Origin of the sequence: Ferrimonas futtsuensis DSM 18154 (genome assembly GCF_000422645.1) — a bacterium.
Classification (GTDB): domain Bacteria; phylum Pseudomonadota; class Gammaproteobacteria; order Enterobacterales; family Shewanellaceae; genus Ferrimonas; species Ferrimonas futtsuensis.
On sequence record NZ_AUGL01000019.1, the window covers coordinates 17,070 to 42,110 of the forward strand.

Consider the following 25,041-nt stretch of genomic DNA (forward strand, 5'->3'; position numbering starts at 1 on the left):
CCTCGGGGCGCCCTTTGTGATTCTGTGCCCTAAAAGGTATAGAGCAGATTGACCGTGGAGATGATGTCGGTGCGCTCACTGTTCTCTGGCACCCGGTCGGTGAACTTGATGTCGGTGCCGATCTTCAGAGCCAGGTTCGCCCACAGCTGGTTGCGGATGGAAATCTTCAGGGTGGCAACGGTGTTGCGGTTACCGGTTTCCACGGCCCCTTCCGCATTGAAGGTGGTGTATTCATGGAGCCGCTGCTCAAACTTACCGGAGAAACGGGCAATCCCTTCGTCTGTAGAGCTGCTCTGATCCGCGTCGTCATCGGTGAGGTTGGGTTCGTTAAAACGGTAACCGCCACCCGCCTCCAGTGACAGCTTGGTGTGGCGACGGTCAATTAGAGTGAAACCGTAACCCGCCGAGTAGATCTGCTGGCGGGTGAAGGAGCCGAACCTGTCCCAGATAAGTTCACTACGGCCATAGAGGTAGCGACTGCCGCTCAGCTTGTAGTCGAGCTGATATTCGACGGTGTACTGCTCTGCGGTGGCACTCTGGTTGTCTGAGGCGAAGTAGGCCTTGAGTATGGTTTCGTGCTTGGCGGAGTCGCCGTCGTAGACCAGCTTGCCCCGGCTGTTGAAGTTACTGGATTCGGTGTTGCCCGAGGTGTATTGCAGACCCAGCTCCACCTCGGCGTTGAGGCGGTCCTCAGGGTCCTTGTACTCCGGCGGCACCAGAGCCAGTGCATTGGGAGCGATGAGCAGTATGGGCAGCCAATAGGGTGTCTTTAACACTGTGTTTGTGCACTCTTGTCATTATGGGATGGGCCCGTTGCGGGCCAGTAGCAGAGACACAGTGTACTCCGCCCCCGCCATCAGTGGAAGGTGGCGATGAACTGACGTCGCCAAGGGGAATCGGGGGGCAAAAACCTCGGTTTACGCGGTCAAATTTCTTGCTCGGCATGCCCATTTACTGTAATATGCGCCGGCTAATCAGCCGAAACCCTTTTTGTTCCTTGCCTCCAGGTCTGGCTGAGCCTGCAAGAGGCTGAATAACCGTAAGGATCAATAATGCGTCATTACGAAATCGTATTTATGGTTCACCCTGATCAGAGTGAACAGGTTCCTGGCATGATCGAGCGTTACACCGCTACCCTCGGTAAAGATGGTGGCTCTGTAACCCGTCTGGAAGACTGGGGCCGTCGCCAGTTGGCATACCCAATTGAGAAGCTGCACAAGGCTCACTATGTTCTGGTTAACGCTGAAGCTACCGCTGAAGCCGTTGAAGAGCTGGAAACTGCTTTCCGCTTCAACGATGCCGTTATCCGCAGCATGGTAATCCGCACCAAAGGCGCTATCACCGAGCCTTCCGCTATGGCCAAAGCCAAGGAAGAGCGTCGTGAGCGTGAAGAGCGTCGCGAAGCCAAGCCTGCTCCTGCACCTGCTGCTGAGGAAGCCAAGGCCGAGTAATCGTTGTGAATACCAACCGCCTGGAGCTGACGGGCACCGTCCTTCGGCCTCCTAAACGGGCAACCGGTATCAACGGAGTTCCCCATGGGTACTTCGTTCTGGAGCACCGCTCCATGCAGCAGGAAGCGGGACTGAATCGTCCTGTGTACTGCAAGATACAGGTGGTCGTAAGCGGTCGGGAAGCGCAACCCTTACTGGATTCATTGGACTCAGGTCAGCCAATACGGGTGGCGGGATTCCTTGCCTGGCAACAGAGCAGGAATGGCCAAAGCCGCCTGGTATTGCACGCTGACTCAATTGAACCTATTTCATAGGAGATGCCCAAATGGCACGTTATTTCCGTCGTCGTAAATTCTGCCGTTTCACTGCAGACGGTGTTACTGAGATCGACTACAAAGACGTAGCGACTCTGAAAAACTACGTTACCGAAAGCGGTAAGATCGTACCGAGCCGTATCACTGGCACCAGCGCTAAGTACCAGCGTCAGCTGGCTCGCGCCATCAAGCGTGCTCGTTACCTGGCTCTGCTGCCTTACACTGACCTGCAAGGTTAAGTTCGGCATTAGGTTAACCCTTTAAAAGTAGAGGAAAAGGTAATGGAAGTTATTCTGCTGGATAAAATTGCCAAGCTGGGCGGTCTGGGTGACAAGGTAACCGTTAAATCCGGTTACGCTCGTAACTACCTGCTGCCTCAAGGCAAAGCGGTATTCGCTAACGAAGCCAACATCGCTGAGTTTGAAGCCCGTCGCGCTGATCTGGAAAAGAACATCGCTGACAAGCTGTCTGCTGCTGAAGCTCGCGCCGAGAAACTGGCTGCTCTGGAAGCCGTTGTTATCGCCTCCAAGGCCGGTGACGAAGGTAAGCTGTTCGGTTCCATCGGTACCCGTGACATCGCCGACGCTATCACTGCGGCTGGCGTTGAAGTAGCCAAGTCTGAAGTTCGTCTGCCTGAAGGCGCCCTGCGTCACACTGGCGAATTCGACATCGCTATCGCTCTGCACAGCGAAGTTAGCACCGACGTTAAGATCACCGTTGTTGCTGAGTAATCTGCCGCATTAGCCGGAAGATTGAAAAACACCGCCTCCGGGCGGTGTTTTTTTATGCCCGACTCTCAGGCGTCGGCCATCAGCTTGAGGGCTGGGACCCGCTGACAAGCAGGGCGCTCATTCCCGTGCAGCGGACTGGCCAACAACCCAAAAAAAGGCGCACCAGAGTGCGCCATTCTTGATTGAGCCTGGAGCAGGTTACTCCACCAGGGTCAGCTCACTGAGGAGGTTGTCGGCACTGTCGACCTGCTCCATCATCCACAGCACGTAACGGAAGTCCACGTGCACTGCTCGGGTGATCGCCGGGTTGAAGTACCAGTCCTTGGTGATGGACTCATAGGTGGAATCGAAGTTCAGGCCCACCAGGTCGCCGTCGCCATTGAGGATGGGGGAGCCTGAGTTGCCACCTGTGGTGTCGACGCTGGAGAGGAAGTTCACCGGCACAGAGCCGAAGTGGGCATCACGGGCTTCAGGACAGGAGAAGATGGAACAGTACCAGGCCTGGTTTTGTGCCTTCAGGCTCTGTTGGAAGTAACTGCCATAGCGCTTGGCCTTGATCGCCTCAACCACTTTTTCCGGTGCATTGAAGGGGTAGATGCCGGTGTGTTTTTCCACAATCCCTTCCAGCTTGGTGAAGGGTTGCTTGTAGAGCGCGTCGGCAGACTGGTAGCCATCCACCACGCCATAGCCGATGCGCAGGGTGCCGTTGGCGTCAGGGTAGACAGGCTGATTGCGGCTGTCGTACCACTCCAGCAGGGCGTCCATCATCGCCGGACGGGCGGCGGTGATCTCACCGGCGAGGGTCTGGCGCTCCTTACGGTTGGCTTCATTGGCATCAAACAGGGCCACAGCCATCTGAATAAAGGGATCCTTGCTGGCCTTGAAGGCCTCCACAGGCTGGGTCATCCACTCCAGGCGCCTGGCGCCGTCGTGCAACTCGGTGTTGGCGTAGGCCTGATCCAGGTTCAGGGTCTCCAGCACCTTGTCCAGGGCCGCGGTGCGGTTGTCCTGAGTCAGGTAGGCATCGATGTCGGTCTGCCACAGAGCACGGTCCATGCGGGAATCGTAGCTTCGAGACAGGCGGTTGAGGCGACCCTGGAGCATCTTCATGTCGCGCTCCTGGTATCCCTCTTCACGCTCCGCATCCGGTTTCTGACGCTCGTTGGCCAGCTTGTAGAGGCGGTTGGCGGTGCTGAGCATGGCGCTGGACTGGGCGTTCTCGAAGTAGAAGGCACGCTGTTTGTACTGACGCTGCTCGGCCAGCTTCTGCTCCAGCTCATCCACCTTGGCCAGCTGGTTGGCGCGGTTGGCATCGGCCTTGAGCCAGTCGATGAACGCCTGTTGGCTGCTGCCCTTGATGGCGGGGATGTCGGTTTTGCGGAAACCGTCCAGCAGGCCGTTCAGCTTCTTCATGCGATTGGCCAGGCTGGCCTTGGTGCCGGCGTAGGCGATCTTGATGACGCCATCGTCCATTCCGTACTGATCGATCAGATCGATATGGTGCTGATAGCGGCTGGCGGCCACCGGGTACTGCCAATCGGAGGCAAACTCCAGCTCGCTTAGCAGCTTATGACGACTGGTACGGCCCGGGTAACCGGCCACCAGAACTCCGTCTCCCTCGCGAACGCCGCTGGCGTTGACCTTGAGGAAGCTCTTGGGCTGGTAGGGTACGTTCTCTTCACTGTAGGCAGCGGGGGAGCCGTCCTGAGCCACGTAGGCGCGCAGGAAAGTAAAGTCACCGCTGTGGCGGGGGTACTCAAAGTTGTCGATGTCGTCGCCGTAGGAGCCGACGCTCTGGGGCGGTGCGTACACCAGGCGCACGTCGCGAATCATCAGCTGACGCAGCAGGTAGTACTTCTTGCCACCGTGGAAGCTGCGAACGTGACAGCGATAGTTGTCGTTGGACTCACACTCTTTGAGCAGGGCTTTGCGGTTGCCCTGGATGGTGTGATAACGCTGATAGCCGTCCATTTCGTCGGTGGTGCCTGCGTACACCTTGTCGGTGACATCTTCAATCTTGTCAGTGACGTAGAGGCGTTCCTGAGGGCCGGCAGAGGGCTCCTTGTCCATGGAGGTGGCCAGGAAGCCATCATCCAGGTAGTTGTGCTCTTCGTTGCTGTTAAACTGAATGCCCCGGTAGGCGCAATGGTGGTTAGTGACCACCAGGCCTTTGGGAGAGACGAAGGAGGCGGTACAATAGCCGAGCCCCACCACCGCATTCATTGGATACTGGTTCAGATCGGCCAGCTGATCCGCTGGCAGACGGATGCCGGCTTGTTTCAGCTCATCCGCCAGTTGCGGCATCTGCATTGGCAGCCACTGGCCCTCGTTCGCCAGGGCGGGCATCGCAAAGGCGAGGCTCAGCGCCAATGCTGATACCGAAGAAGAAACTTTGGTTGGCATGGGAGATCCCTTTATTATTATGAATCCTGTCTGGGCTGGCGCCCGGAAAGGGGCAATCTTATCAACTAAAAGTTCCGAGTGTAACGGGTTTAACATGGCAGAAACACGCCAGCGCGAAAGCGGGCACCAGAAAACGGTCGACCAACTGAAGATACCTCCGCACTCCATTGAGGCGGAGCAGTCGGTCCTGGGCGGCTTGATGCTGAACAACGATGTGTTCGATCAGGTGGCCGAGCGAGTGGTCAAAGAAGACTTCTACAGCCGCAGCCATCAGTATATCTTCGCTGCCATGTCCCTGTTGCTGGAGGGGGGGCACCCTCTGGATCTGGTGACTGTATCCGAAGAGCTGAGCCGTCAGGGTGAGTTGGAAAACGTCGGCGGTATCCCCTACCTGTCTGACATATCTCGTAACACTCCCAGTGTCGCCAACATTGTCGCTTACGCCGAAATCGTTCGTGAACGGGCGGTGGTGCGCGAGATGATCAAGGTGGCCAACGACATTGCCGACGCCGGCTTTAATCCGGAGGGCCGGGATTCCGCCGCCCTGCTGGATCTGGCGGAAACCAAGGTGTTTAAGATTGCCGAAAGCCGGGCCAATGCCAACGAGGGCCCGGAGAACATCAAGAGCATCCTGGAGAAGACGGTCGATAAGATTGAGCAGCTCTATTCCAACCCCCACAACGGGGTAACCGGGGTCTCCAGTGGCTTCTCTGATCTGGATAAGATGACCGCCGGTTTCCAGCCGTCGGATCTGATCATTGTGGCGGCCCGTCCCTCCATGGGTAAGACCACCTTCGCCATGAACCTGTGTGAAGCGGCGGCCATGAATGAGGACCACCCGGTGCTGATCTTCTCTCTGGAGATGCCCTCGGAACAGATCATGATGCGTATGCTCGCCTCTCTGGGCAGGGTGGACCAGACCAAGATCCGGACCGGTCAGCTTGACGACGAGGATTGGGCCCGGGTCTCCGGTACCATGGGGCTGATGATGGAGCAGGGCAAGATGTACATCGATGATGCCTCCGGCCTGACCCCAACGGAAGTCCGCTCCCGCGCACGGCGCATCGCCCGTGAACACGGAGGCCTCTCGATGATCATGGTCGACTACCTGCAGCTGATGCAGGTGCCGGCCCTGGCCGATAACCGGACCCTGGAGATTGCCGAGATCTCCCGTTCCCTCAAAGCGTTGGCCAAGGAGCTGAACGTACCGGTGATCGCCCTGTCGCAGCTTAACCGCTCTCTGGAACAACGGGCCGACAAGCGCCCGGTGAACTCCGACCTTCGTGAATCCGGCTCCATCGAGCAGGATGCCGACCTGATTATGTTTATCTACCGGGATGAGGTGTATCACCCGGATACCGCCGAGAAGGGCACCGCCGAGATCATCATCGGTAAGCAGCGTAACGGCCCCATTGGTAAGGTGCCTCTCACCTTCCAGGGGATGTTCTCCCGCTTTGACAACTATGCCGGCGGCGGTTTCGAGTACGACGAATAAGGATCTGCAGTGCGATTTTCCCCTGTGGCTGAGATCAGCCGAAGTGCCCTGTTGCACAACCTGGGCCGGCTGCGCCAACTGGCGCCCGGCGCAAAGGTCATGGCGGTGGTGAAAGCCAACGCCTATGGCCATGGCCTGACCACATTGGCCCGATGGCTGGATGATGCCGGCGTCAATGGGTTTGGCATGGCCAGGCTGGAGGAGGCGCTCTGCTTGCGCCGCGAAGGGATCGGTGCCCGGATGCTGCTGCTTGAGGGAGTGTTCTCCGAAGAGGATCTGGAGCTGGCGGCCAGCCACGACTTGGAGGTGGCCATCCACGACAGTGAACAGGTGGCGATCCTTGAGCGTGCCACCCTCAGCAAGCCGGTGCGCATCTGGCTGAAACTGGACACAGGCATGCACCGCCTGGGGGTTCAGCCCCATCAGTTTGAAGCCCTGTATCAGCGTTTGCGTGCCCTGGACAACATCCAGGGGGAGATCAACTTTATGACCCACTTCGCCGTGGCCGATGAAGCGGAGAACCCGGAAACCGCCCGGCAGATCGCCCTGTTCAATCAGCTCACCAAGAGTCTGCCTGGTGAGCGTACCCTGGCCAACTCTGCGGGTACTCTGGCCTGGCCGGCGTCCCATGGCCAGTGGGTGCGTGCCGGGCTGGCCTTGTACGGTGGCTCGCCGATGATTGCCGGGCGTCCGGAAGATTATGAACTTCAGCCGGTGATGACCATGAAAACCGCGGTGTTGGCAATACGGGAGCACAAGGCGGGCGATCCTGTGGGCTACGGTCAGAGTTGGCGCGCCAGCCGTGATACCCGTCTGGCGGTGATTGCCATGGGGTATGGAGATGGCTATCCCCGTCACGCGGTCAGCGGTACGCCGGTGCTGATCAACGGCAAACGTTATCCCCTTGCTGGTCGTGTCTCCATGGATATGATCACCGTGGAGATCGGCGATGATCCGATCCAGGTGGGCGATTCTGTGGTGCTGTGGGGTAAGGGGCTGCCGGTGGAGGAGATTGCCGAATGTGCGTCCACCATCCCGTATGAGCTGCTGTGCAGCACCACTGCCCGGGTTCAATACCGTTACGTGGAGTAGGGCATCCCTAAGCGCAGCTTATGACGTGCCTCCAAGTTGCTTGCGTATGCTATTGATCTGCATTCACTTTCTTGAACTTTCTCCTCTAAGCCTTTAGGTTGGGGTCGTTACGGTCATGCCGGGCAATGGATGCCCGGCTTTTTGAGCGCAAGGAATGCCTATGACCCCCTTTTCAAAAATTCTCTTCTATCAGAGTGGCGAGCTGCCCAGCTCACTGCCCATGTTGTGTGCCACCTTGGGTATTCCGGTGGAGATGCACACCCTGGAGGACCCCCTCTCGCCCGAGCCTCAGGTCGACCCCCATACTCTGATTCTGGTGCCCTGGCAGGGGGGAATCGGCACCAGCGGCCTGCCTGACTGGGCCCGCCCCTGGCTGCCTCACAACGCCATGGTGCTGTACGATGTCAGAGAGCCTCAGGTGGACTCGGTGCAACTGTTGACTCTGGGCCTCAAGGGGCTGCTGTTCCAGGAGGAGCGGGTGGATATGACGCTGTCTGCGCTACGGGCTCTGATGCAGGGGGAGCTGTGGTTTTCCCGGGCGACCCTGGAAAAGGCGGTGACACGGATGATTGGCAGCCAGGTTCAGCTGCAAAAACGCCAGGAGCAGGAGAAACTGACCAACCGGGAGCAGAGCGTGGTACAGCTGGTGGCCCTGGGCGCCAGGAACAAGGAGATTGCCCGAGAGCTGTTTATCTCCGAATACACGGTGAAGGCGCATCTGGCCTCCATCTTCCGCAAGACCGAGACCCGAAATCGGGTGGAGCTGGTGAGTAAGCTGGGTTTGAAATCAAGGTAGGTTGTTTTCCATAGCATTTATCATTCACCTTGATTACCCGGTTTCATAAACAGTCACGATAAACCCCTGAGTTCCTGGCAAGTTCCGCCAGTAACCGGCGTAGTAGTAGATGAACTCCTTGCCAAATCGCGTCAGGGTGCGGTCGAAGAGCATGCCGTCCAGTTCGATGTCCTCCCCCGGACTGGGAAGGGGCATCGCCATCAGCAGCATCAAGATCAGTAAGCGCACCGCTCTACTCCTTATTGAGCTCAGCTCCGGGTGGGGTCGCAGTCAAGGGCCTAACTTAGGGGCTGAGCCTGCATCAGCCCATTACCCGAAAGTGTAGTTTCCTCCCCCGAATGGACTAGCCCATCGCCCCGGCGGCGCTTGCATCCTGTGGGAGAGGTGCCACTATGCCGTTATCACCACAAAAGCCAGGATGAGCCGATGAAACAGATTGAACTCAGGCTGGAGCAACGCCCTCGGGGGTTCCACCTGATCACCGAGGAGATCTGCCGGGGATTGCCCCTGGGAGAGATCTCCGCAGGTATGGTGCATCTGCAGTTGCAGCACACCTCCGCCAGCCTGACGCTGAATGAGAATTGCGATCCCACGGTCAGAGGGGACTTCTCCGCCTTTTTCGACCGTCTGGTGCCCGATGGCACCCGCTACTTTCGCCATGACTATGAGGGGGACGACGATATGCCTGCCCACATCAAGAGCAGCCTGCTGGGAACCAGCCTGATGCTTCCTGTCAGAAATGGACGGTTGGGCCTGGGGCAGTGGCAGGGGATCTATCTGGGCGAGCACAGGGATCATGGGGGAGAGCGTCGCGTCCTGGCGACACTGATGAGTTAGGCTGCGCCGCGGGTTTGCCTGTCTGTACCCCTTATTCCAGAATGGGGCACCCAATCAAAAAAGGGGCCAGGCTTGGCCTGGCCCCGAAGCGGTCCGGCGGCGTATCCGGACAGTACGACCTACGCGGGGTGAGCCTCAGCAGTTGTTCTTGGCCGACCTAAGCCAGAAAACCCCTGCCGGGGATGCCCGTTGGCTAGAGTCCCAGCATCTCCTCTTTCAGGTCATCGTCGAGAGGGTCGTCACCCAGCCAGATGCCCAGCAGTACCGAGCGGAACAGCTCACCCTCGACGGCCACCAGCTTGGTACCATTTTTCAGCAGTTCCACCGGCTGGCCGGGTATGGAGACGATCTGGAAGGTGTCGCCCTCACTGACCGGGGCGCTGAACGCCTGAGTGAATTCGGAGATCTGAGTTTTCAGCTCGGGAAGGTGTTTCCCGGCAGAACGGGCGAATCCGTCCTCCATGCTGGCGGTCATTTTTTCCGAGGTGATCATCGACGAGATGATGTCCAGTTGAATGGTGGTGGCGGTGCGTCCCTCCATCAACTCACCGGCGGGCAGACTCTCCTGGTTGTACAGGGAGCTGACATAAAGGTCCATGAAGAACTTGGATCGGATGCCGGCGCCTCGGTAGGGCATCTCGACACCGTCCAGTTTCAGGTTGTCGGCCAGCTCCACATCGGCCATGGTCACCGACCAGGCGGTGCTACTGAAGGCCAGGGAGAAGCAGAGGGAAAGCAGGGGCATTTTTTGCATCTTGGGTCACCTTAATATATGGCCAGAATCCTCATTAGAGTATTTGCTCTAATCTATTTTTTATTGATTTAAATCAATCTATTTTTCTAAAATGTTCGCTCATGTTAACGAATGGGGTTACCTGTCTGTCGGGGTGGTCAAATTTGGGTAAAAGCTTCAAATGAGATTGTCAAATTGACAGGCAGCTCTGTTTTGGGGTTAAAGAATCTGGTTCGAACCACATTGATGTTGGTTTAGAAAGTGGGCGGGAAATTTCTTGATCCTGGTCATGAAAATCGGCCAAACCAATGATTAGAGTAAAAGCTCTAAAGTGAGTCTGGATAAATTCTGAGGTTGGTATGGCTATCCCGATTTCTACCTATGTAGTTTCCATGGTGGGCTACATTGTATTTCTGCTAGTTCTCGTCGAAATGATGAGGCGAACACCAAGATTTACCTTTCTGTTCTGGTTGTTGTCTTTATTAACTGCCCCTCTCTGGGCAGACAATTTGGATGGCTGGTTCCGTTGGGCTAAAACCGTCAGTGTGCTTATTCCAACGGCATTAATTGTTGGTACCGCACGAATTGCATATCTCTATTATGAAAATCCAAATCGCATACTTAAGTTTTTCCGAAAAGACTGGGTGTTGTGGGTTTTGTACGGCGTTCTTTTCCTCAATATCGCTGAGGCAACCGTCAAGGATCTGGTGACAGAAAACTACTTTAACTTCATCGCAGGTTGCGTGCTGCTGGTGACCATGCCCTTCCCCAAGTACAAGAATGGCAAGCGCCAGTACTGGCTTATCGGCAAGGATGCACCCAATGACCTGCTGTTCTACTCCACAGCGTCCTGGAACTTCCTCTACACCACCTGGAACATGGCGTTCGTCTATGGTGAGAACCCCGGGTACTTCGCCAGTTCCTTCTGCATCCTGATGGCCGCAGAGCTCTACCCTGTCTTCAAGAAGCGCCCCGAGCTCTACATCATTGCCCGGGTCTACACCCTGGCGTTCCACATCCTGGTCCGTGCCATGGGCGACCCCTTCGCCAAGGTGATGGATTCCACCCACTGGGCCAACGATCAGGTACTGCTCTACTGGGGCGTAGCCAACGCGGTACTGCACGTTGCTTACCTGTTCTGGTACTTCAAGAAGTTCCGTCAGCCCAATGCGGAGGGTGGCAATGAACCGCCCTATGGGGACCGGCAACCGCCGCTGGTGGTGGACGCCAGAACCGAGGAGAGCAGCCCGCTGCTTCCAGGGCAAAAACCGGTGACTGCCTGAGTTTACTGAAATGCGGGGCAGAGCATCTGCCCCGCGGAGAATCGAAATGAAATCCTTTTTTAAACTAGTTTGCGCCTGGCTGCTGGCCCTGGTGCTGGCTCCGACCGTGCTGGCCAACGACCTGGATGGAGTGTCCATCGGCGACCAGTTTGCCGGCCAGACATGGCAGGGCACCATGGATGGTGACCCCGGTCAGGGCAGCATCTTCTTCAGAATGGAGTTTGCCCCTGACCATCAGGTCACCATCACCAAGCAATCCGGCGGTCACAACCAGGTCGAGGTGAAGCAGTGGCAGATTGATGGCGACCGCTTGATCGTCACCAGCACTGCCGGCCAGCAGATCGACAACTTCGATGATGCCGAGATGACCGTGGTCTCTGCCGACCGCTTTCACTATGCCAAGGAGGGCAAGAAGTTCATCGGCCATAAGTGGATTGAGGCCCGGGCCTATGGCCATGTGCTGCTGGTGCTGATTGGCCTGATGGTGATGAACGAGATCTGTCGCCGCTACAAATGGCCCACGGTGATCATCTTCTTCGTTCTGCCCATCGTCTTGATTCCTCTGTGGGCCAGTTATGGCGTCAGCTACTGGTTTAAGTGGGTCAAACTCTACTCGGTGGTCGGGGCGTGTGTGCTGTTTACCCTAATCCGTTACACCAAGGTTGGGGAGATGAAGTGGGCCAAGTTCTGTGCCGCCGGTTTCCTGGCACTGAACATCTCAGAGGCGGTATTGCAGGACTTCAGCATGGGCTATACCGCCAATGTGCTGAATGCCATCGGTGGCATCTTCTCCATCATTACTCTGACGGGCTGGGCGCAGATTCAGGCGGCCAAAACTAAGGAGAAGGACATGATCTGGCCGGCCATGACCACCTTCTGGATCATCGCCTATGACGTGTGGAACTTTGCCTTCGTCTACTTGAACTTCCCCGGTTCCGCCACGGCCCAGTTCATGGTGCTGACTGCGGCCACCATTCCGTCTCTGCTGATCACCCGAGGCACCTGGTTGCAGGCGCGGGCGTTCACCCTGGCCCTCTCCTTTATGTACTACTTCACCAATCCGGCGATGTACGAAAGTAATGTGGTGATGTTGCCAAGAAACGATGAATTAATGTTGGCGGTTGGACTTTTGAGCTTCGTCCTTAATTCCATCCTCTTCTATCAGGTTTTCGGCGCCAAATGGAGAAATTACCGGTTGAAACAAGAGATGGCGAGTTAGTTATTGGTTACGACGCATATAAATAATTAAATGATTCTGGAGTTGATAATGAAAAAGTTCACTGCATTAGCGATGGCCGCCCTAAGTTTGTCTGCATTTGCTTCTGAAGAAGCGCCTGATATGGGTAATCCAACCGAAGTTTATACCTATTTGGGTGCCTCTTATGGTAGCGAAGGTGCCAACCTGAAAGGGATGATGGCCCTGAGTGAAGATAAAGGAGAGTTTGATCAGAAGACCGGTATTCTGTTTGAAGTTAAAAACATCTTCAATGAAGGCGATAAAACCCCCAAGTTTGGTGGTATTCAATATGGCCAATACCCAGATGGCAGCATTGGTCCCGTGGGCACCAAGACCAAAGGGTATGCCAGCAACCGCTCCTACCGCCTGCGTTACGGCACCATCAACACCAAGAACGGCCTGGGCTTCTCCGTTGACGCGGTGTTTGCCGACCATCCGTTCTTCGGGTCTACCTCTGTGATTCAGGCGGGCCCTGTGGCCACCATTCCCGTTGGGGAAGACATCTTGATCTGGCCCATCCTCTATGTGGGTGCGGTGATCATGGACGACAACATTCAGGATCTGAATCCTGAATGGCCCGATTCCAGCTCCAGTGGTGTGGATATCGCCTCCACCATCGGGACCGCCATGGTCTACGCCAAGTGGACCATTTCCGACAACTGGTGGACCCTGGCCAGCTACCGCTACACCATGGAGCTGAACGGTAAGTCCTGGGACGACGACGTGATGGATGGCGGTCTGCAGATGGATGCCACCGAGTTTGAGATCTCCCTGGCCTACCAGCTGACCAAGAAGCAGAACGTCCGCGCCTATTACAGTACCGCCAAGGACGACAGCTACTGGTTGGAATACAACTACGCCTTCTAACCCGGAAACGCCGGCAGAGCCTCGTCCGTAGCTCTGCCGGCTTTCAGGAGGGGCGGTGTCATCCTCAATCCCCATTCCGCTCCTCCGCCCTACCTTGCGAGGTGGAACCATGTCTCTGTTTGAACCCATCCCCCTGCACGCCTGGATCGCCTTCCTCGCCGTTCTCGGTGCCCTGATTCTGCTCAATGAGATCTCCCGGCGCAGCATCTGGGCCGGCATCGGCTGTTTCATTGTTCTGCCGCTGATCCTGACCTTTACCGTCTGGCCTCACACCACCACTGCCGAGGGATCCAGTGTGGGCACCTGGTTCCACTGGGCCAAGGTGTATTCGGTGTTGGCAGGCTGCATCGGTTTTATGGCACTCCGCTATATCCCGGGCGCGGCCCAGAAAAAGTGGGTGCTGATGTTTCCACCGGCGATTCTGGCCATCAACATCGCCGAGGCGGTGGTGCGCGACTTCCAGTGCTACAGCTTCAACGGCCTGGTGGACGGGGTGATGATCACCGGAGGCTCCTGGAACATCATGAACGGCATCGCCGGTATCCTGAATATCCTCACCATCTGTGGCTGGGCCGGGATCTTCATCAGCCGGGACAAGTTCAAGGATATGCTCTGGCCCGACATGCTGTGGTTCTGGATCATCGCCTACGATCTGTGGAATTTCGCCTATGTCTACAACTGCGTCGGTGACCACGCCTTCTATGCCGGCGCCGCCCTGCTGCTCTCCTGCACCATCCCGGCGTTTTTCATGCGTCGCGGAGCCTGGCTGCAACACCGGGCCCACACCCTGGCGTTCTGGATGATGTTTGTCATGTGCTTCCCAAGCTTTGTGGACACCTCCAGGTTCGCGGTGAAGGCGTCCGGTGATCCTGCGGCCCTGTGGCTTGTGTCGGCCATCGCCCTGGCAGCCAACGTGGCCCTGGCCATCTATCAGGTGCACCGCATTCGCAGCGCTCGTCGCCATCCTCTCAAGGATGAGCTGTATGAGCACCTTCCCGCCTATCAGCACGTGGCGTCCGCCCGCTGAGTCTTTATCTGTGCCGGGGCGCATCACCCGGCACAGCACGCCAACCCATTGAGAAATGGCCCATCACTCCCTTTGCCCCGCCGGCGATGTTGGCGGGGTTTTCTTTGAGGGGCGTGGCTTTGCTATAATCCCCGGCCCAAAGCCGTCCGGAGTGTCGTCTCCGGCTGTGTTGAACTGAATCTAGGGTGATCTTTCTTTGAGTTACGCCGAGCACAATTGCCGCTTCTCCGTGGCCCCCATGCTGGATTGGACCGACAGGCATTACCGCTATTTTGCGCGGTTGCTGTCCCGACATACCCTGCTGTACACCGAGATGGTGACCACTGGGGCGATTATCCACGGTAAGGGGGACTACCTGGGCTACAACCAGGAGGAGCACCCTGTGGCCCTGCAACTGGGCGGCAGCAATCCCCAGGAACTGGCCCTGTGCGCCAGGCGGGCCGAGGAGCTGGGCTATGACGAGGTGAACCTCAACGTGGGGTGCCCCTCCGACCGGGTTCAGAACGGCCGGTTTGGGGCCTGTCTGATGGCCGAGCCGGAGCTGGTGGCCGAAAGCGTGGATGCCATGCGCCAGGTGGTGGACATTCCGGTGACGGTCAAGACCCGCATCGGCATCGACGATCAGGACAGCTACGAGTTCCTCACCCGCTTCATCGAGCTGGTGTCGGCCGCCGGCTGTGAGCAGTTCACCATCCATGCCCGTAAGGCCTGGCTCTCCGGTCTCAGCCCCAAGGAGAACCGGGAGATCCCGCCTCTGGACTATGAGCGTGCCTATCAGTTGAAGCGCGACTTCCCCCACCTGACCCTGGCGCTCAATGGCGGCATCAAGACGCTTGAGGAGTGCCAGACCCACCTGAAGCAGATGGATGGCGTCATGGTGGGCCGTGAAGCCTACCAGAACCCCTACCTGCTGGCGGCGGTGGACAGAGAGATCTACGGTTGCGATACCCCAGTGGCGGATCGCCGCGAGGTGGTGGAGAAGATGGTGCCCTACGTGGAGCGTCACCTGGCCCGGGGTGGCCGGGTCAACCACGTCACCCGCCATATGCTGGGCCTGTTCAATGGACTGCCCGGTGCCCGCACCTGGCGCCGTACCCTGTCCGAGCGTGCCCACCTGGCCGATGCCACGCCAGCCTTGCTGCTGGAGGCGATGGCCCAGGTGGGCGAGCCCCTGGAGCAGGCGCAGGTTTAAACAGCCGTCGAATAGGACAACGCCGCCCCCTGGGCGGCGTTGTTGTTTACAGATCCAGAAAGGCGGTGAGCTTCTCCTGGTCTATGATCTCCAGTCGCCCCTCACGTTTCTCCACCAGCCCCAGCTCGGTCAGCTGAGCCACCACCCGCCGATAGACCCGTTCGGAGCAACCGAAGCGGGCCGCTTCCTGATAAAGCTTGAGGTCTGGCTCGCCGTTGGCACGGCGCTGCATCAGGTCCAGGGCGATGTTGTGGGCCAGGGGGTAGAGGCTCAGGGTCATGGCCCGCTGCATCTGCCCCTGGTAGTAACCCGCCAGCTGTTGGCTGAGCCACAGGGCGATCTCCGGGTGCTCGGTGAGCAGGCTTTCAAATGTGTCCCTGGGCAGCTGCCGTACGCTCACCGGCGCCAGAGGCACCACATCAAACTGGCAGGGCTGGCCGGTGAGCAGTTCCACCTCGCCAAACAGTCGCTGATCCCCCTGCCAGATCCCCAGGCCAAACTCTTTGCCGTTGGCGGCGGCGTAGTGCAGGGTAAACTCCCCTTGTTCCACCCAGTAGAGGGCGTCGACACGCTCTCCCTGGCGCAGCAGGGGCTCCCCTTCGGGCAAGAGCCACTGTTTTAATGGCAGGACGTGGATGGCATCCATCAACTGCTGGTGGCCCCTGGCGATGGCACCGGTAAGGGGGTGGGACTCTGGTGTGGGCATTTGTGGCTCCCCAGGCGGACAATTGTCCTCATACTGATCTCAAGCCTCTTTTTACACTGTCCCCGACACTGAAAAAAGAGGAAACCAAGATGACTCCCCATATCAATGCCAAACCTGGCGACTTCGCCGACCTGCTGCTGTTTCCCGGTGATCCCCTGAGGGCCAAGTACATTGCCGACACCTTTCTCGAGGACGCGGTGGAGGTGACCAATGTGCGTAACATGCTGGGTTTTACCGGCACCTGGCAGGGGCACAGGGTGTCGGTGATGGGCCACGGCATGGGCATCCCTTCCATCTCCATCTACGCCGAAGAGCTGATTCGCGACTATGGGGTCAAAACCCTGATCCGCATCGGCAGCTGCGGCGGGGTGGCCGAGGATCTCAAGCTCAGGGATGTGGTGGTGGCCACCGGAGCGGGTACCGCCTCACTCACCAACCGCACCCGGCTGGCTGGCTACGATTATCCTGCGGTGCCCGATTTCGGCCTGGCGATGGCCTGCCATCAGCAGGCCAGTCGGCTGGGGATTCCCGCCCGCTTCGGCACCGTGTTCACCAACGATCTCTTCTATGGTCGCGATCAGGCGCTGTTGCCCGCCCTGCAGAGAATGAAGGTGCTGGCGGTGGAGATGGAGGCGGCGGCCCTCTATGCCATAGCCGCGGAGCAGGGGGCCCGGGCCCTGACCATTCTCACCGTGTCGGATCATCTGCTGATGACCGAGGAGACGACCGCCGAGGAGCGTCAGACCAGCTTCAGCGACATGGTTGAGTTGGCGTTGGCCACCGGCGTGCAACCGGCCTGATCCTTGTAGGGGGCACTGCGGTGTCCCTTTTTTAACCAATTTCACCAAGGGTTGGTGAAAATCACCATTTCCCCGGAGATCTCCTTAAATGGGCACTCCACCTCTCCCTCTGCTTTTCTTCTTTTCCTTTAATATCAACGATATAAAAGTTGGCACGTTGATTGAATAGTCTTATGTGAATCACACATTCACCCATTTGGAGAAAATCTCATGGACCGTTCAATCAAAGTGAAGTCTCTGGTATCCGTTTCATTGGCCGCAGTGTTGATGTTTTCCACCGGTGCCCAGGCGACCCCTCACGGCGAGATTGAGCAGGGAGTCGAGCAGTTTGTGTCTTCCCAGGTAGCCTCAATGCGCCATGCCCTGGAACGTCAACTGGCCAACGAAGTGCGGCTGGCCGCCCAGATGCTGTTGGTGGGCAAATCCACCGAGCTGGCCGCCAAGCAGCCCAAGCCCAAGTTGACCGCAGCTGCTCACAAACAGGGAGAGGATGCAGAATGATTGTGAACTGGATGCCGGCCATGCTGTGTGTGTTGCCCCTGGCCGGCTGGATGCTGAGTGTCCTGGGCTACTGGATCTACAACGAAGTGCGCTAGTGCCCAGAAGAATAAACCGGTCGCAGCCTTCACGGGCGATGACCGACGAAAGAGTAAATAGGAAAGAATTGCAGGACCAGGAGGTAAACCATGGCTAATAAAATCCAACGAGATCCCAGCCGGGGCTGGCTAGCCGGAACCTTTGCCGGCCTCTGCAGCTATCTGGGATTCAGCCCATTCTGGTGCCGGGCCATCTTTCTGGTTTACCTGATGCTCGAGCCAGTGACCGCGACCCTGGCCTACCTGGTGGCCACCCTGTTGATGCCGAAACGTCGATGCCGTTACTGCTAGTCGTATTGCTGCTTTGCCTCAGTCTGGCAACCCTGAGCGATCCCCCGGCACTGGTATGGTGGTGGCAGGATTACGGCAGCTGGTCCCTGGTGACCCTGGCCTTAGTGGTGATCGCCTGCTGGTACTGGCAGAAGAGCCAGTAGAACCCAATTTACGCGGGGTCCCCATCGCCCTCTCGGGGGCCCCGCTTCCCTTATCGCTTCAGGCGTGCCTGGATCACCTGGCGGGTTTCATCGCTGCTCAGTCGTTTCCCGAGGGCGGAAAATTCCGCCTGCATCACCTGGCCCAGCTGTGGTTGGGACAGCTTCAGCAGTCTCTTCGCCTGTTGCATCGCCTGTGGCGGTCGAGAGGCAAACTTCTGCGCATAACTCATGGCCAGATCCATCAGCTCCGCTTCGGTGCAGCTGTGGTTGACCAGCCCAACTTGTTTGGCGCGTTCCACATCGAAGGGCTCTCCCAGCAGCAGCAGTTCTGCCGCCAGGGGCCCGCCGCACATCTGTGGAATCAGGGTACTGGACCCCGCCTCAGGGACGATCCCCAGGTTGACGAAAGGCAGCATGAAGGTGGCAGTGTCTGCGGCGATCACCATGTCACAGTGGGGCAGCAGGGTGCAGCCGATGCCCACGGCGTTGCCGCCCACGGCGGCGATCAGCGGTTTGCATAGGGTGGGCAGCAGCTGGATGAACCGGGCGGCGGCATTGGATTCGTCGAAGCCGCCATCGGCGAGGAAGTTGCCCAGATCATTGCCGGCGGTAAAGCAGTTGCTCTGCCCCCTGAGAAGGCAGGCATGGATCTCAGGATCCTTTTCCGCCTGTTGCAGCCCGTCACACAGCTGGTAATACATCTCATGTGTCAATGCGTTACGCTTGTCGGGTCGATTGATGGTCAGTACCATGACGTTACCGTCACGGGAGATCGCTATGGGATTGGCCATAATTGCTCCTTTCCGTGGAGAGATTTTGTACCGAAGGAAAAAGTGTAAGGGAAGCGCGATGAAATTCAAACAACTGTTTACTTGCTGTGCCCTGTTGGCAGTAGCTCCAGCCATGGCTGCCATTACCCTGAGTGATGCCAAGGTGCGCGAGATGCCGCCGGGAGTGCCCAATACCGCCGCCTACCTGACCCTTCACAACCATGACGCGGCCACCGCACTGATCGGGGCCAGCTGTGACATCGCCGGTAAGACCGAGATGCACACCATGCTGACCGAAAACGGCATGATGAAGATGCGCCGCATTGAGCGCATCGAATTGCCTGCGGGTCAGTCGGTAACCCTCGCCGAAGGGGGGGACCACCTTATGTTGCTGCAGTTGACCCAGCAGCCGCTGGCCGGTCAGCAGGTCAACTGCACCCTGACCTTTGCCAATGGCGACAAGGTCGATGTCACCCTGCCGGTGGTGGACATGAAGTCCGCCGGGCATGAGCACCATCATCACCACTAAAGAGGAGCCAGTGTATGGCCGCATTGAATAGGAAGTGGATTGTGGCAGGCCTGGTGGGTCTGCTGCTGTTGAACTGGCTGGTTGCCGTATGGTGGAGTTTCGAGCCAGACCAGATAGGCAACGACCGTCTGCGCGGGGAGACGCCGGTGACCGGCTATGCCACCACCTCTGCGGCCATTGAGGTGATGGAAAACCTGCTGGATAAACCAGGGGGCTTTCTCTCCAATGACAAGATGCCGCCTTCGGTGCTGATGGATAATATGCCTGCTTTCGAGTTTGGTGCCCTGGAGCAGGTGCGGGATCTGACCCTGGTGATGCGCAAGGACCTGGCTCGCTCCCAATCTCAGTCCGCCGAGGACCCGGATCTGGCCAAGGCTCAGCCCAAATTCAACATTGATCATCGCAGCTGGATGATCCCCAGTGCCGAGTCCGAGTATCGCGATGGCATTGAGGCGCTCAAGTCCTACCGGATGCGCATCAGTGACCCCACCCAGCCCTCGGCCCAGTTCTACGCTCGAGCCGACAACCTGGTGGCGGTGCTGGATCAGGTGGAGAAGCGTCTGGGCAGCCTGTCCCAGAGGTTGTCCGCCAGCGTCGGGCAGGCTCGCCTGAATACCGACTTGGCCGGGGACACCTCCGCCAGTGCGTCCACCATGACGGTGAGCGAGCAGGAGGTGAAAACCAGCTGGTGGAAGATTGACGACGTGTTTCATGAAGCACGAGGCAGCTGTTGGGCACTGCTGGCAATCATGAACGCCGTGGAAGCCGATTTTGCTCCTGTGCTGGAGAAGAAGAACGCCACCGTCAGCCTGCAACAGATCATCCGCGAGCTGGAGGCGACCCAGGAAACGGTCTGGAGCCCGCTGGTGCTCAATGGCAGCGGATTTGGCCTGGTGGCCAACCATTCGCTGGTGATGGCGAATTACATCAGTCGTGCCAATGCGGCACTGATTGACCTCAAACAACTGCTAACTCAAGGGTAACTCTTTATGCGTTTGAAACTCTCTGTTGCGGCGGCCTGTCTTGCCACTGCACTGACCGGGGCCGCCCAGGCCGATGTACTGGGGGTCAAGCTGGGCCTGGATCTGCAGCAGAACAGCGTCAGCGGCGACCTGCACAGCACAGGCGGCGATTGGGACGACAGCTATCAGCCCAGTGGCTATGTTGCCTTTGAGCACTTCATCCCCTTGGTACCCAATGTGATGTTGCGCTACAGCCAGCAGGAGTCCGACGGCCAGGGTTCGGTGAAGGCGGATCTCTCCAACACCGATCTGGTGGCCTATTATGAACTGCTGGACAACGGTGCCGTAGAATTGGACCTGGGTGCCAGCTATCGACTGTACAGCGGCAAGCTCAACGATGGTGCCCTCAATGAGGACAACCTGGATGATGGCATTCTCATGGGCTATGTGCGCGGTCAGGTGAACCTGATCGGCACCGGCCTGTTTGTGTTTGCCGACGGGGTGCTGGCCAGCTATGACGATCGCAAGATCAGCGATTACAAGGCGGGCCTGGGCTGGGAGCTGGATATGTTGGCCCTGGATCTGGCCATCAAGGGGGGCTACCGCCAACACACCTTTGACGTCAGCGACTGGGGCACCCAGGCGGACCTGGAGTTTTCCGGGGCCTTCGTCGGTGTGGAGCTGAGCTTCTAAGCACATCCAGGCATAAAAAAACCGCCCAATGGGCGGTTTTTTATTGGCAAGCGCCTTACTTCAGACCGTTGTTGATCATCTGTACGTCTTCGGCACTCAGGGTTCCGGCGGCCTGCTTCAGCGACAGGACGGCCAGGATGTAGTTGTAACGGGCATCGGCCAACTGCTGCTTGGCGCTGTACAGCTGACGAGTGGAGTTCAGTACCTCAACAATGGTACGGGTGCCCACTTCGAAACCGGCTTCGGTGGCCTTCAGGGCGCTCTCTGCAGACACCACAGACTGCTCATAGGCTCTGATGGTGCTGATGGATGCCTTGACGTTGTTCAGGCTGTTGCGCAGGTTACGCACCACGGAGCGGTGAGTTTCCTCAAGGGCCTGAGAGGAGGCCACGAAGTTGTACTTGGCCTGCTCAACCTGGCTGGTCACGGAGAAGCCGCTGAAGATGGGTACCCTCAGGGTCAGACCGATCTGGCCAGTGGTATCGTTGGTGATCTGGTTGGGGCGATCTTCCTGACCATAGTTGGCGGTGATGCCGGCGGCCAGATCCAGGCTTGGCAGGTGACCGGTTTTCGCCAGTTCAATCTGCTCTTTGGCAATATCCACACCCAGGCGGCGGCTCAGCAGTTCCAGGCTGCTCTCCTCACCCAGTGCCAGCCAGGCGTCGTGAGTGGCCGGGGCCGGGGCAGAGGGGCTGAAGCGTTGAGTGTCCAGAACGGACAGTTCGCTGTGCTCCAGGCCGGTGATCTCACGCAGGCCCTCGTAGCTGTTCTCCAGGGTGTTCTGAGCGTTGATCTCCTCGGCAATGGCCAGGTCATATTGAGCCTGGGCTTCATGCACGTCGGTGATGGCGGTCAGGCCCACGGCGAAACGCTGCTTGGTTTGTTCCAGCTGGCGCTCGATGGCACGCTTGTTGGCTTGAACGAACTCAAGGGAGTCCTGGGCAGAGAGCACGTCGAAGTAGGCGTTGGACACCCGCACGATCAGGCTCTGTGCGGCCAGAGAGTAGTTGGCGTCGCTCTGGGCGGCACTCTTCTCACTCAGCGCCAGGTTGACGTAGTTGGCGTGATTGTAGATGCTCTGACCCAGCTCGATGCTGCCGGAACCGGAACCACCGCTGTCTGAGGTTTCGCCCAGGTCATCAAACCAGGAGTAACCATAGCCCAGAGAGCCACTGATTTGGGGCAGCAGAGAGGCACGGCTCTGATCGATCGCTTCGAAGGCGGCGTCACGAGTCGCTTTGGATTGCAGCAGGACCGGATCCTTGGTCAGTGCCTGTTGGTAGATCTGATAGAGATCGTCCGCATGAGCTGGCAGGGTTGCACCGGCCAGACCAAGCGCTAGGGTCAATGCACGAAATTTGAGTCGCATTTGAAATCCTTAAAGTAAACACAAAGCTAGCCTGCACCACAGGCAAGCTAAATTTCCGGGCTGGGAAAACCCGTTATTCCCAAGACGACCTTGACTTTGACAGCCTTAGTAAACTGAATTGCACCCAGGAAAGTCAATCATTTTGCGTCACCAAGTGTAACAGTTTATAGAGTTCATAAGGCTGGAGAAATTCGCCAAACAGAGGGTAGATGGATGAAAGTACAACTTCCTGGCCAGATGGATCCTGAACGGATCGAGCTTCTGGAGGAAAAAACGCTGTTTCAGGGTTTTTTCAAACTGATTCAGCGAAGACTGCGCCACCCCCTGTTCGACGGCGGCATGAGCGAGGTGGTGACCCGGGAGATTTTCGAGCGCGGCAATGCGGTGGTGGTGCTGCCTTACGACCCTGTGCGGGACGAGGTGGTGCTGATTGAGCAGATCCGCATTCCCGCCATCGGCAACAGTGGCAACCCCTGGCTTTATGAGCTGGTGGCCGGGATGATTGACAAGCAGGAGTCGGTACTGGAGGTCGCCGAACGGGAACTGCAGGAGGAGACAGGACTGAGCAGCAGCAGCCTCACTCCCATTGGCAGCCATCTCTCTTCGCCGGGGGGCTGTTCCGAGCGTCTCTACATGGTTCTGGCCCTGGTGGATGCCTCGATGGCCCAGGGGATCCATGGCCTGGACCATGAGCATGAGGACATCAGGGTGGTGGTGGTACCCAGACCCCAGGCCTACCAGATGGTGGAATCTGGAGAAATCGACAATGGAAGCAGCGTGATTGGTCTACAATGGCTGGAATTGAATCACCACAAGCTCAGGAAGGGTAAGGTCTGATGGCCAAACGGCGCGACTCGCTGGCGAGGTTACACGCCCTCTATGGGCGCAACTACCTGCGCCTTTTGCCCCTGATCCCCGAGGAGGCCAAACCCGGGGAGCGCTGGCATATGCGCCTCTCTTCTCAGATAGAGGTGGGCTTCATCTTGGTGGAGCAAACCCGTTACACCCAGGTTTTACAGATCCAGCGTTGGGTGCCTGCCAGCTCCTGGCTGACTATCCCCAGCATGTCGGTTAGGTTGTACCACGACGCTCGACTGGCAGAAGTGTTAAGTGGTCAACAGATCTCCGGCCTCTCGCCGTTGTATGATTGGCAGACTGCCAAATTGTGGCTGGCGCAGGACAGGTTCCAGACCAACCTGTTCCTGGCTGAAATATTGGAATGTTTATCGCCCCATAGGTTGAAAGCTATGGTGGCTGAAGTTAGGGAGTAAACCAGCCCTTGAGTGTTCGAGCCAAGGCACTGTCGTTTCCTGCGGACAAGCAGTCGATCCGCCTCGCACAGATCTCCGACCCCCATTTGTTTGCCGATAAAGGGGCTGAGTTCCTGGGACTGAATCCCTGGGACAGCTTCTCCGCGATCCTCTCCGAGCTGCGCTATGAGCCTCTGGATATGGTTATTGGCACCGGGGATCTCAGCCAGGACCACAGCATCGAAGCCTATCGTCACTTTGCCGATGGTGTCCGCGGGTTGGGTGTGCCGGTCAGCGCGCTGCCGGGCAACCATGACGCCTTTGATCGCATGGAGATGGGGCTCGAGGGCAGTGGCGTCATGCTGGACAGGCGCATCATCCTCGGCCGTTGGCAGCTGTTGCAACTGGACAGCACCGTCCTGGGTCTGCCAGGAGGCCACCTGAATCATCACAGGCTGGAGTGGCTTGAAGCGGTTTTGAATCACTCCAGTGCCTACCACACCCTGATTGCCCTGCATCACCATCCTCTGGATACCGGCTGCGTCTGGCTGGATCAGCACAGGCTGGACAATGGTCAGGAGTTCAACGACCTGATTCGCCGCTTCGAAACCGTGAAAGGGGTGATCTGGGGCCATGTCCATCAGCAGATGGATGAGCGCCTGGATCACATTCGCATGCTGGCGGCGCCGTCCACCTCCATTCAGTTCCGGCCACACTGCCGTGACTTCAGCCTGGACAACCTGCAGCCCGGTTACCGTTTGCTGACCCTGAATGCCGATGGTAGCATCGACACCTCCATAAAACGGCTTTCCGGCGACCGCTTCCAGCCCGACAGGACGGCGTCCGGCTACTAGGCAAGGAACCATGCTGCTCTACATCCACGGATTCAACAGTTCCCCCGGTTCACAGAAAGCGGAGATGGTCCGTGATTACATGGGGCGGCATCACGCCAGTGAGCCTTTGGCCATTCCCCGGCTGGCCACCACGCCCCAGGCGGCCATGACACAGCTGGAGGGGATCGTGGAACCGGCCCTGGCGGCGGGCGAGCCGCTGCGACTGATGGGCAGTTCCCTGGGGGGCTTTTTCTCCAGTTATCTGGCGGAGAAGTATGGGGGCAGGGCGGTTCTGATCAATCCGGCGGTCCGCCCCTTTGAATTGCTGCTGGACTACCTGGGCCCTCAGGAAAACCCCTACACCGGCGAGTGCTTTGAGGTTACCCAGGCCCATATGGCCCAGCTTCAGGCGCTGGATACTCCGGTGATCCACCATCCGGATCGTTTCCTGACTCTGTTACAGAGTGGTGACGAGGTGCTGGATTACCGTCAGGCGGTGGACAAATATCACCATGGCCAAATGGTGATTGAACCCGGCGGCGACCACAGTTTTGTCGGCTTCGAGCAGCATCTGCCTGCGGCATGCCGTTTCCTTGGGCTGGCTTGAAGCCCACTCGATGATGCCGATAACATAACCACAA

31 protein-coding genes are annotated in these 25,041 nt (G+C 58.0%); 24 read left to right on the plus strand and 7 right to left on the minus strand.

Going from position 1 to position 25,041, the window contains the following annotated elements; genetic code table 11:
• Positions 1-29: 29 nt before the first annotated feature.
• Positions 30-776: a DUF481 domain-containing protein gene (locus G505_RS0112910; protein WP_028109940.1), complete on the minus strand. Its 747-nt coding sequence runs from the start codon at positions 774-776 to the stop codon at positions 30-32.
• A 276-nt stretch (positions 777-1,052) separates the two neighbouring features.
• On the opposite strand from G505_RS0112910, the gene rpsF reads away from it, so the two are divergent.
• From rpsF to rplI, 4 genes are read left to right on the plus strand one after another with little or no spacing between them, the layout of a single operon-like run.
• Positions 1,053-1,451 (plus strand): 30S ribosomal protein S6, encoded by a 399-nt coding sequence (gene rpsF / locus G505_RS0112915; protein WP_028109941.1) that lies wholly within the window; start codon positions 1,053-1,055, stop codon positions 1,449-1,451.
• Between the two features lie 5 nt (positions 1,452-1,456).
• The gene (gene priB / locus G505_RS22770) at positions 1,457-1,765 is read left to right on the plus strand and encodes a primosomal replication protein N (protein WP_084643986.1); all 309 of its coding nucleotides are present in this window, start codon (positions 1,457-1,459) and stop codon (positions 1,763-1,765) included.
• Positions 1,766-1,776: 11 nt separating this feature from the next.
• Positions 1,777-2,004 (plus strand): 30S ribosomal protein S18, encoded by a 228-nt coding sequence (gene rpsR, locus G505_RS0112920; protein WP_028109942.1) that lies wholly within the window; start codon positions 1,777-1,779, stop codon positions 2,002-2,004.
• A 42-nt stretch (positions 2,005-2,046) separates the two neighbouring features.
• The gene (rplI, locus tag G505_RS0112925; protein ID WP_028109943.1) at positions 2,047-2,496 is read left to right on the plus strand and encodes a 50S ribosomal protein L9; all 450 of its coding nucleotides are present in this window, start codon (positions 2,047-2,049) and stop codon (positions 2,494-2,496) included.
• Positions 2,497-2,694: 198 nt separating this feature from the next.
• Here the strand turns inward: rplI and G505_RS0112930 are convergent, their stop codons facing one another.
• Complete coding sequence (locus tag G505_RS0112930) at positions 2,695-4,842, minus strand: S46 family peptidase (protein WP_245568378.1); 2,148 nt, start codon at positions 4,840-4,842, stop codon at positions 2,695-2,697.
• A 151-nt stretch (positions 4,843-4,993) separates the two neighbouring features.
• On the opposite strand from G505_RS0112930, the gene dnaB reads away from it, so the two are divergent.
• From dnaB to G505_RS21495, 3 genes are all read left to right on the plus strand, one after another.
• Positions 4,994-6,394 (plus strand): replicative DNA helicase, encoded by a 1,401-nt coding sequence (gene dnaB, locus G505_RS0112935; protein WP_028109945.1) that lies wholly within the window; start codon positions 4,994-4,996, stop codon positions 6,392-6,394.
• Positions 6,395-6,403: 9 nt separating this feature from the next.
• The gene (alr, locus tag G505_RS0112940; protein ID WP_028109946.1) at positions 6,404-7,486 is read left to right on the plus strand and encodes an alanine racemase; all 1,083 of its coding nucleotides are present in this window, start codon (positions 6,404-6,406) and stop codon (positions 7,484-7,486) included.
• Positions 7,487-7,646: 160 nt separating this feature from the next.
• Positions 7,647-8,282, plus strand: coding sequence for a helix-turn-helix transcriptional regulator (locus G505_RS21495; protein WP_051216177.1), 636 nt, complete (start codon positions 7,647-7,649; stop codon positions 8,280-8,282).
• A gap of 33 nt (positions 8,283-8,315) precedes the next feature.
• On the opposite strand, the gene G505_RS21500 is transcribed toward G505_RS21495, so the two are convergent.
• Positions 8,316-8,510: a CsgE family curli-type amyloid fiber assembly protein gene (locus G505_RS21500; protein WP_051216179.1), complete on the minus strand. Its 195-nt coding sequence runs from the start codon at positions 8,508-8,510 to the stop codon at positions 8,316-8,318.
• A 198-nt stretch (positions 8,511-8,708) separates the two neighbouring features.
• Between G505_RS21500 and G505_RS0112955 the strand changes: the two genes are divergently transcribed.
• On the plus strand, positions 8,709-9,119 hold the full coding sequence (locus G505_RS0112955) for a secondary thiamine-phosphate synthase enzyme YjbQ (protein WP_028109947.1): 411 nt from the start codon (positions 8,709-8,711) through the stop codon (positions 9,117-9,119).
• A gap of 193 nt (positions 9,120-9,312) precedes the next feature.
• Here the strand turns inward: G505_RS0112955 and G505_RS0112960 are convergent, their stop codons facing one another.
• A complete protein-coding gene (locus G505_RS0112960) occupies positions 9,313-9,873 on the minus strand; it encodes a chalcone isomerase family protein (RefSeq protein WP_028109948.1) in 561 nt (186 codons plus the stop codon).
• 686 nt (positions 9,874-10,559) lie between these two features.
• On the opposite strand from G505_RS0112960, the gene G505_RS23365 reads away from it, so the two are divergent.
• The 5 genes from G505_RS23365 to dusA all read left to right on the plus strand — a co-directional run bounded on the left by G505_RS23365 (position 10,560) and on the right by dusA (position 15,458).
• Positions 10,560-11,135, plus strand: a complete 576-nt coding sequence (locus tag G505_RS23365) for a hypothetical protein (protein ID WP_245568375.1) — start codon at positions 10,560-10,562, stop codon at positions 11,133-11,135.
• A gap of 46 nt (positions 11,136-11,181) precedes the next feature.
• Positions 11,182-12,354 carry a DUF5692 family protein gene (locus tag G505_RS0112970; RefSeq protein ID WP_211219974.1) on the plus strand — a complete coding sequence of 391 codons (1,173 nt, stop codon included), beginning with the start codon at positions 11,182-11,184 and terminating at the stop codon, positions 12,352-12,354.
• A 120-nt stretch (positions 12,355-12,474) separates the two neighbouring features.
• Positions 12,475-13,239: a hypothetical protein gene (locus G505_RS0112975; RefSeq protein WP_245568376.1), complete on the plus strand. Its 765-nt coding sequence runs from the start codon at positions 12,475-12,477 to the stop codon at positions 13,237-13,239.
• A gap of 109 nt (positions 13,240-13,348) precedes the next feature.
• Positions 13,349-14,266 carry a DUF5692 family protein gene (locus tag G505_RS0112980; RefSeq protein ID WP_028109951.1) on the plus strand — a complete coding sequence of 306 codons (918 nt, stop codon included), beginning with the start codon at positions 13,349-13,351 and terminating at the stop codon, positions 14,264-14,266.
• Positions 14,267-14,504: 238 nt separating this feature from the next.
• The gene (gene dusA / locus G505_RS0112985) at positions 14,505-15,458 is read left to right on the plus strand and encodes a tRNA dihydrouridine(20/20a) synthase DusA (RefSeq protein ID WP_035385401.1); all 954 of its coding nucleotides are present in this window, start codon (positions 14,505-14,507) and stop codon (positions 15,456-15,458) included.
• Between the two features lie 46 nt (positions 15,459-15,504).
• Here dusA and G505_RS21510 read toward each other — a convergent pair whose 3' ends face one another.
• Positions 15,505-16,164 (minus strand): Crp/Fnr family transcriptional regulator, encoded by a 660-nt coding sequence (locus G505_RS21510; protein WP_051216184.1) that lies wholly within the window; start codon positions 16,162-16,164, stop codon positions 15,505-15,507.
• An 89-nt stretch (positions 16,165-16,253) separates the two neighbouring features.
• Between G505_RS21510 and deoD the strand changes: the two genes are divergently transcribed.
• From deoD to G505_RS23070, 4 genes are all read left to right on the plus strand, one after another.
• Complete coding sequence (deoD, locus tag G505_RS0112995; protein ID WP_028109953.1) at positions 16,254-16,964, plus strand: purine-nucleoside phosphorylase; 711 nt, start codon at positions 16,254-16,256, stop codon at positions 16,962-16,964.
• A gap of 210 nt (positions 16,965-17,174) precedes the next feature.
• Positions 17,175-17,465, plus strand: coding sequence for a hypothetical protein (locus G505_RS0113000; protein ID WP_028109954.1), 291 nt, complete (start codon positions 17,175-17,177; stop codon positions 17,463-17,465).
• 185 nt (positions 17,466-17,650) lie between these two features.
• Complete coding sequence (locus G505_RS0113010; RefSeq protein WP_028109955.1) at positions 17,651-17,851, plus strand: PspC domain-containing protein; 201 nt, start codon at positions 17,651-17,653, stop codon at positions 17,849-17,851.
• Entirely contained in the window at positions 17,836-17,994 is a 159-nt protein-coding gene (locus tag G505_RS23070; protein WP_157509195.1) for a hypothetical protein, read from the plus strand. The genes G505_RS0113010 and G505_RS23070 overlap by 16 nt, the downstream gene beginning before the upstream one ends.
• A gap of 50 nt (positions 17,995-18,044) precedes the next feature.
• Here the strand turns inward: G505_RS23070 and G505_RS0113020 are convergent, their stop codons facing one another.
• On the minus strand, positions 18,045-18,785 hold the full coding sequence (locus tag G505_RS0113020) for an enoyl-CoA hydratase/isomerase family protein (RefSeq protein ID WP_028109956.1): 741 nt from the start codon (positions 18,783-18,785) through the stop codon (positions 18,045-18,047).
• 58 nt (positions 18,786-18,843) lie between these two features.
• Between G505_RS0113020 and G505_RS0113025 the strand changes: the two genes are divergently transcribed.
• The 3 genes from G505_RS0113025 to G505_RS0113035 are packed head-to-tail and all read left to right on the plus strand — an operon-like array spanning position 18,844 to position 20,948.
• Positions 18,844-19,293: a copper chaperone PCu(A)C gene (locus G505_RS0113025; protein ID WP_028109957.1), complete on the plus strand. Its 450-nt coding sequence runs from the start codon at positions 18,844-18,846 to the stop codon at positions 19,291-19,293.
• A 14-nt stretch (positions 19,294-19,307) separates the two neighbouring features.
• A complete protein-coding gene (locus G505_RS0113030; RefSeq protein WP_051216186.1) occupies positions 19,308-20,276 on the plus strand; it encodes a DUF2333 family protein in 969 nt (322 codons plus the stop codon).
• Positions 20,277-20,282: 6 nt separating this feature from the next.
• Positions 20,283-20,948 carry a TIGR04219 family outer membrane beta-barrel protein gene (locus tag G505_RS0113035; RefSeq protein WP_051216189.1) on the plus strand — a complete coding sequence of 222 codons (666 nt, stop codon included), beginning with the start codon at positions 20,283-20,285 and terminating at the stop codon, positions 20,946-20,948.
• Positions 20,949-21,003: 55 nt separating this feature from the next.
• Here the strand turns inward: G505_RS0113035 and tolC are convergent, their stop codons facing one another.
• Complete coding sequence (tolC, locus tag G505_RS0113040; protein ID WP_028109960.1) at positions 21,004-22,317, minus strand: outer membrane channel protein TolC; 1,314 nt, start codon at positions 22,315-22,317, stop codon at positions 21,004-21,006.
• A gap of 213 nt (positions 22,318-22,530) precedes the next feature.
• Between tolC and nudF the strand changes: the two genes are divergently transcribed.
• The 4 genes from nudF to G505_RS0113060 are packed head-to-tail and all read left to right on the plus strand — an operon-like array spanning position 22,531 to position 25,007.
• Complete coding sequence (gene nudF, locus G505_RS0113045) at positions 22,531-23,154, plus strand: ADP-ribose diphosphatase (protein ID WP_035385386.1); 624 nt, start codon at positions 22,531-22,533, stop codon at positions 23,152-23,154.
• Positions 23,154-23,588, plus strand: a complete 435-nt coding sequence (locus tag G505_RS21515; protein ID WP_051216191.1) for a DUF1249 domain-containing protein — start codon at positions 23,154-23,156, stop codon at positions 23,586-23,588. The genes nudF and G505_RS21515 overlap by 1 nt, the downstream gene beginning before the upstream one ends.
• A gap of 8 nt (positions 23,589-23,596) precedes the next feature.
• Positions 23,597-24,421: a 3',5'-cyclic-AMP phosphodiesterase gene (cpdA, locus tag G505_RS0113055; RefSeq protein WP_051216193.1), complete on the plus strand. Its 825-nt coding sequence runs from the start codon at positions 23,597-23,599 to the stop codon at positions 24,419-24,421.
• Positions 24,422-24,431: 10 nt separating this feature from the next.
• A complete protein-coding gene (locus G505_RS0113060) occupies positions 24,432-25,007 on the plus strand; it encodes a YqiA/YcfP family alpha/beta fold hydrolase (protein WP_028109963.1) in 576 nt (191 codons plus the stop codon).
• Positions 25,008-25,041 lie beyond the last annotated feature (34 nt).

Excerpts from the sequence above, each read along its gene's own strand:
- rpsF (WP_028109941.1), top strand. The coding sequence starts at position 1,053 with ATGCGTCATTACGAAATCGTATTTATGGTTCACCCTGATCAGAGTGAA.
- rpsR (WP_028109942.1), top strand. The coding sequence starts at position 1,777 with ATGGCACGTTATTTCCGTCGTCGTAAATTCTGCCGTTTCACTGCAGAC.
- rplI (WP_028109943.1), top strand. The coding sequence starts at position 2,047 with ATGGAAGTTATTCTGCTGGATAAAATTGCCAAGCTGGGCGGTCTGGGT.
- G505_RS0112930 (WP_245568378.1), bottom strand. The coding sequence starts at position 4,842 with ATGCCCGCCCTGGCGAACGAGGGCCAGTGGCTGCCAATGCAGATGCCG.
- dnaB (WP_028109945.1), top strand. The coding sequence starts at position 4,994 with ATGGCAGAAACACGCCAGCGCGAAAGCGGGCACCAGAAAACGGTCGAC.
- G505_RS21495 (WP_051216177.1), top strand. The coding sequence starts at position 7,647 with ATGACCCCCTTTTCAAAAATTCTCTTCTATCAGAGTGGCGAGCTGCCC.
- G505_RS0112955 (WP_028109947.1), top strand. The coding sequence starts at position 8,709 with ATGAAACAGATTGAACTCAGGCTGGAGCAACGCCCTCGGGGGTTCCAC.
- G505_RS0112960 (WP_028109948.1), bottom strand. The coding sequence starts at position 9,873 with ATGCAAAAAATGCCCCTGCTTTCCCTCTGCTTCTCCCTGGCCTTCAGT.
- G505_RS0112970 (WP_211219974.1), top strand. The coding sequence starts at position 11,182 with ATGAAATCCTTTTTTAAACTAGTTTGCGCCTGGCTGCTGGCCCTGGTG.
- G505_RS0112975 (WP_245568376.1), top strand. The coding sequence starts at position 12,475 with ATGGGTAATCCAACCGAAGTTTATACCTATTTGGGTGCCTCTTATGGT.
- G505_RS0112980 (WP_028109951.1), top strand. The coding sequence starts at position 13,349 with ATGTCTCTGTTTGAACCCATCCCCCTGCACGCCTGGATCGCCTTCCTC.
- dusA (WP_035385401.1), top strand. The coding sequence starts at position 14,505 with ATGCTGGATTGGACCGACAGGCATTACCGCTATTTTGCGCGGTTGCTG.
- G505_RS21510 (WP_051216184.1), bottom strand. The coding sequence starts at position 16,164 with ATGCCCACACCAGAGTCCCACCCCCTTACCGGTGCCATCGCCAGGGGC.
- deoD (WP_028109953.1), top strand. The coding sequence starts at position 16,254 with ATGACTCCCCATATCAATGCCAAACCTGGCGACTTCGCCGACCTGCTG.
- G505_RS0113000 (WP_028109954.1), top strand. The coding sequence starts at position 17,175 with ATGGACCGTTCAATCAAAGTGAAGTCTCTGGTATCCGTTTCATTGGCC.
- G505_RS0113010 (WP_028109955.1), top strand. The coding sequence starts at position 17,651 with ATGGCTAATAAAATCCAACGAGATCCCAGCCGGGGCTGGCTAGCCGGA.
- G505_RS23070 (WP_157509195.1), top strand. The coding sequence starts at position 17,836 with ATGCCGTTACTGCTAGTCGTATTGCTGCTTTGCCTCAGTCTGGCAACC.
- G505_RS0113020 (WP_028109956.1), bottom strand. The coding sequence starts at position 18,785 with ATGGCCAATCCCATAGCGATCTCCCGTGACGGTAACGTCATGGTACTG.
- G505_RS0113025 (WP_028109957.1), top strand. The coding sequence starts at position 18,844 with ATGAAATTCAAACAACTGTTTACTTGCTGTGCCCTGTTGGCAGTAGCT.
- G505_RS0113030 (WP_051216186.1), top strand. The coding sequence starts at position 19,308 with ATGGCCGCATTGAATAGGAAGTGGATTGTGGCAGGCCTGGTGGGTCTG.
- G505_RS0113035 (WP_051216189.1), top strand. The coding sequence starts at position 20,283 with ATGCGTTTGAAACTCTCTGTTGCGGCGGCCTGTCTTGCCACTGCACTG.
- tolC (WP_028109960.1), bottom strand. The coding sequence starts at position 22,317 with ATGCGACTCAAATTTCGTGCATTGACCCTAGCGCTTGGTCTGGCCGGT.
- nudF (WP_035385386.1), top strand. The coding sequence starts at position 22,531 with ATGAAAGTACAACTTCCTGGCCAGATGGATCCTGAACGGATCGAGCTT.
- G505_RS21515 (WP_051216191.1), top strand. The coding sequence starts at position 23,154 with ATGGCCAAACGGCGCGACTCGCTGGCGAGGTTACACGCCCTCTATGGG.
- G505_RS0113060 (WP_028109963.1), top strand. The coding sequence starts at position 24,432 with ATGCTGCTCTACATCCACGGATTCAACAGTTCCCCCGGTTCACAGAAA.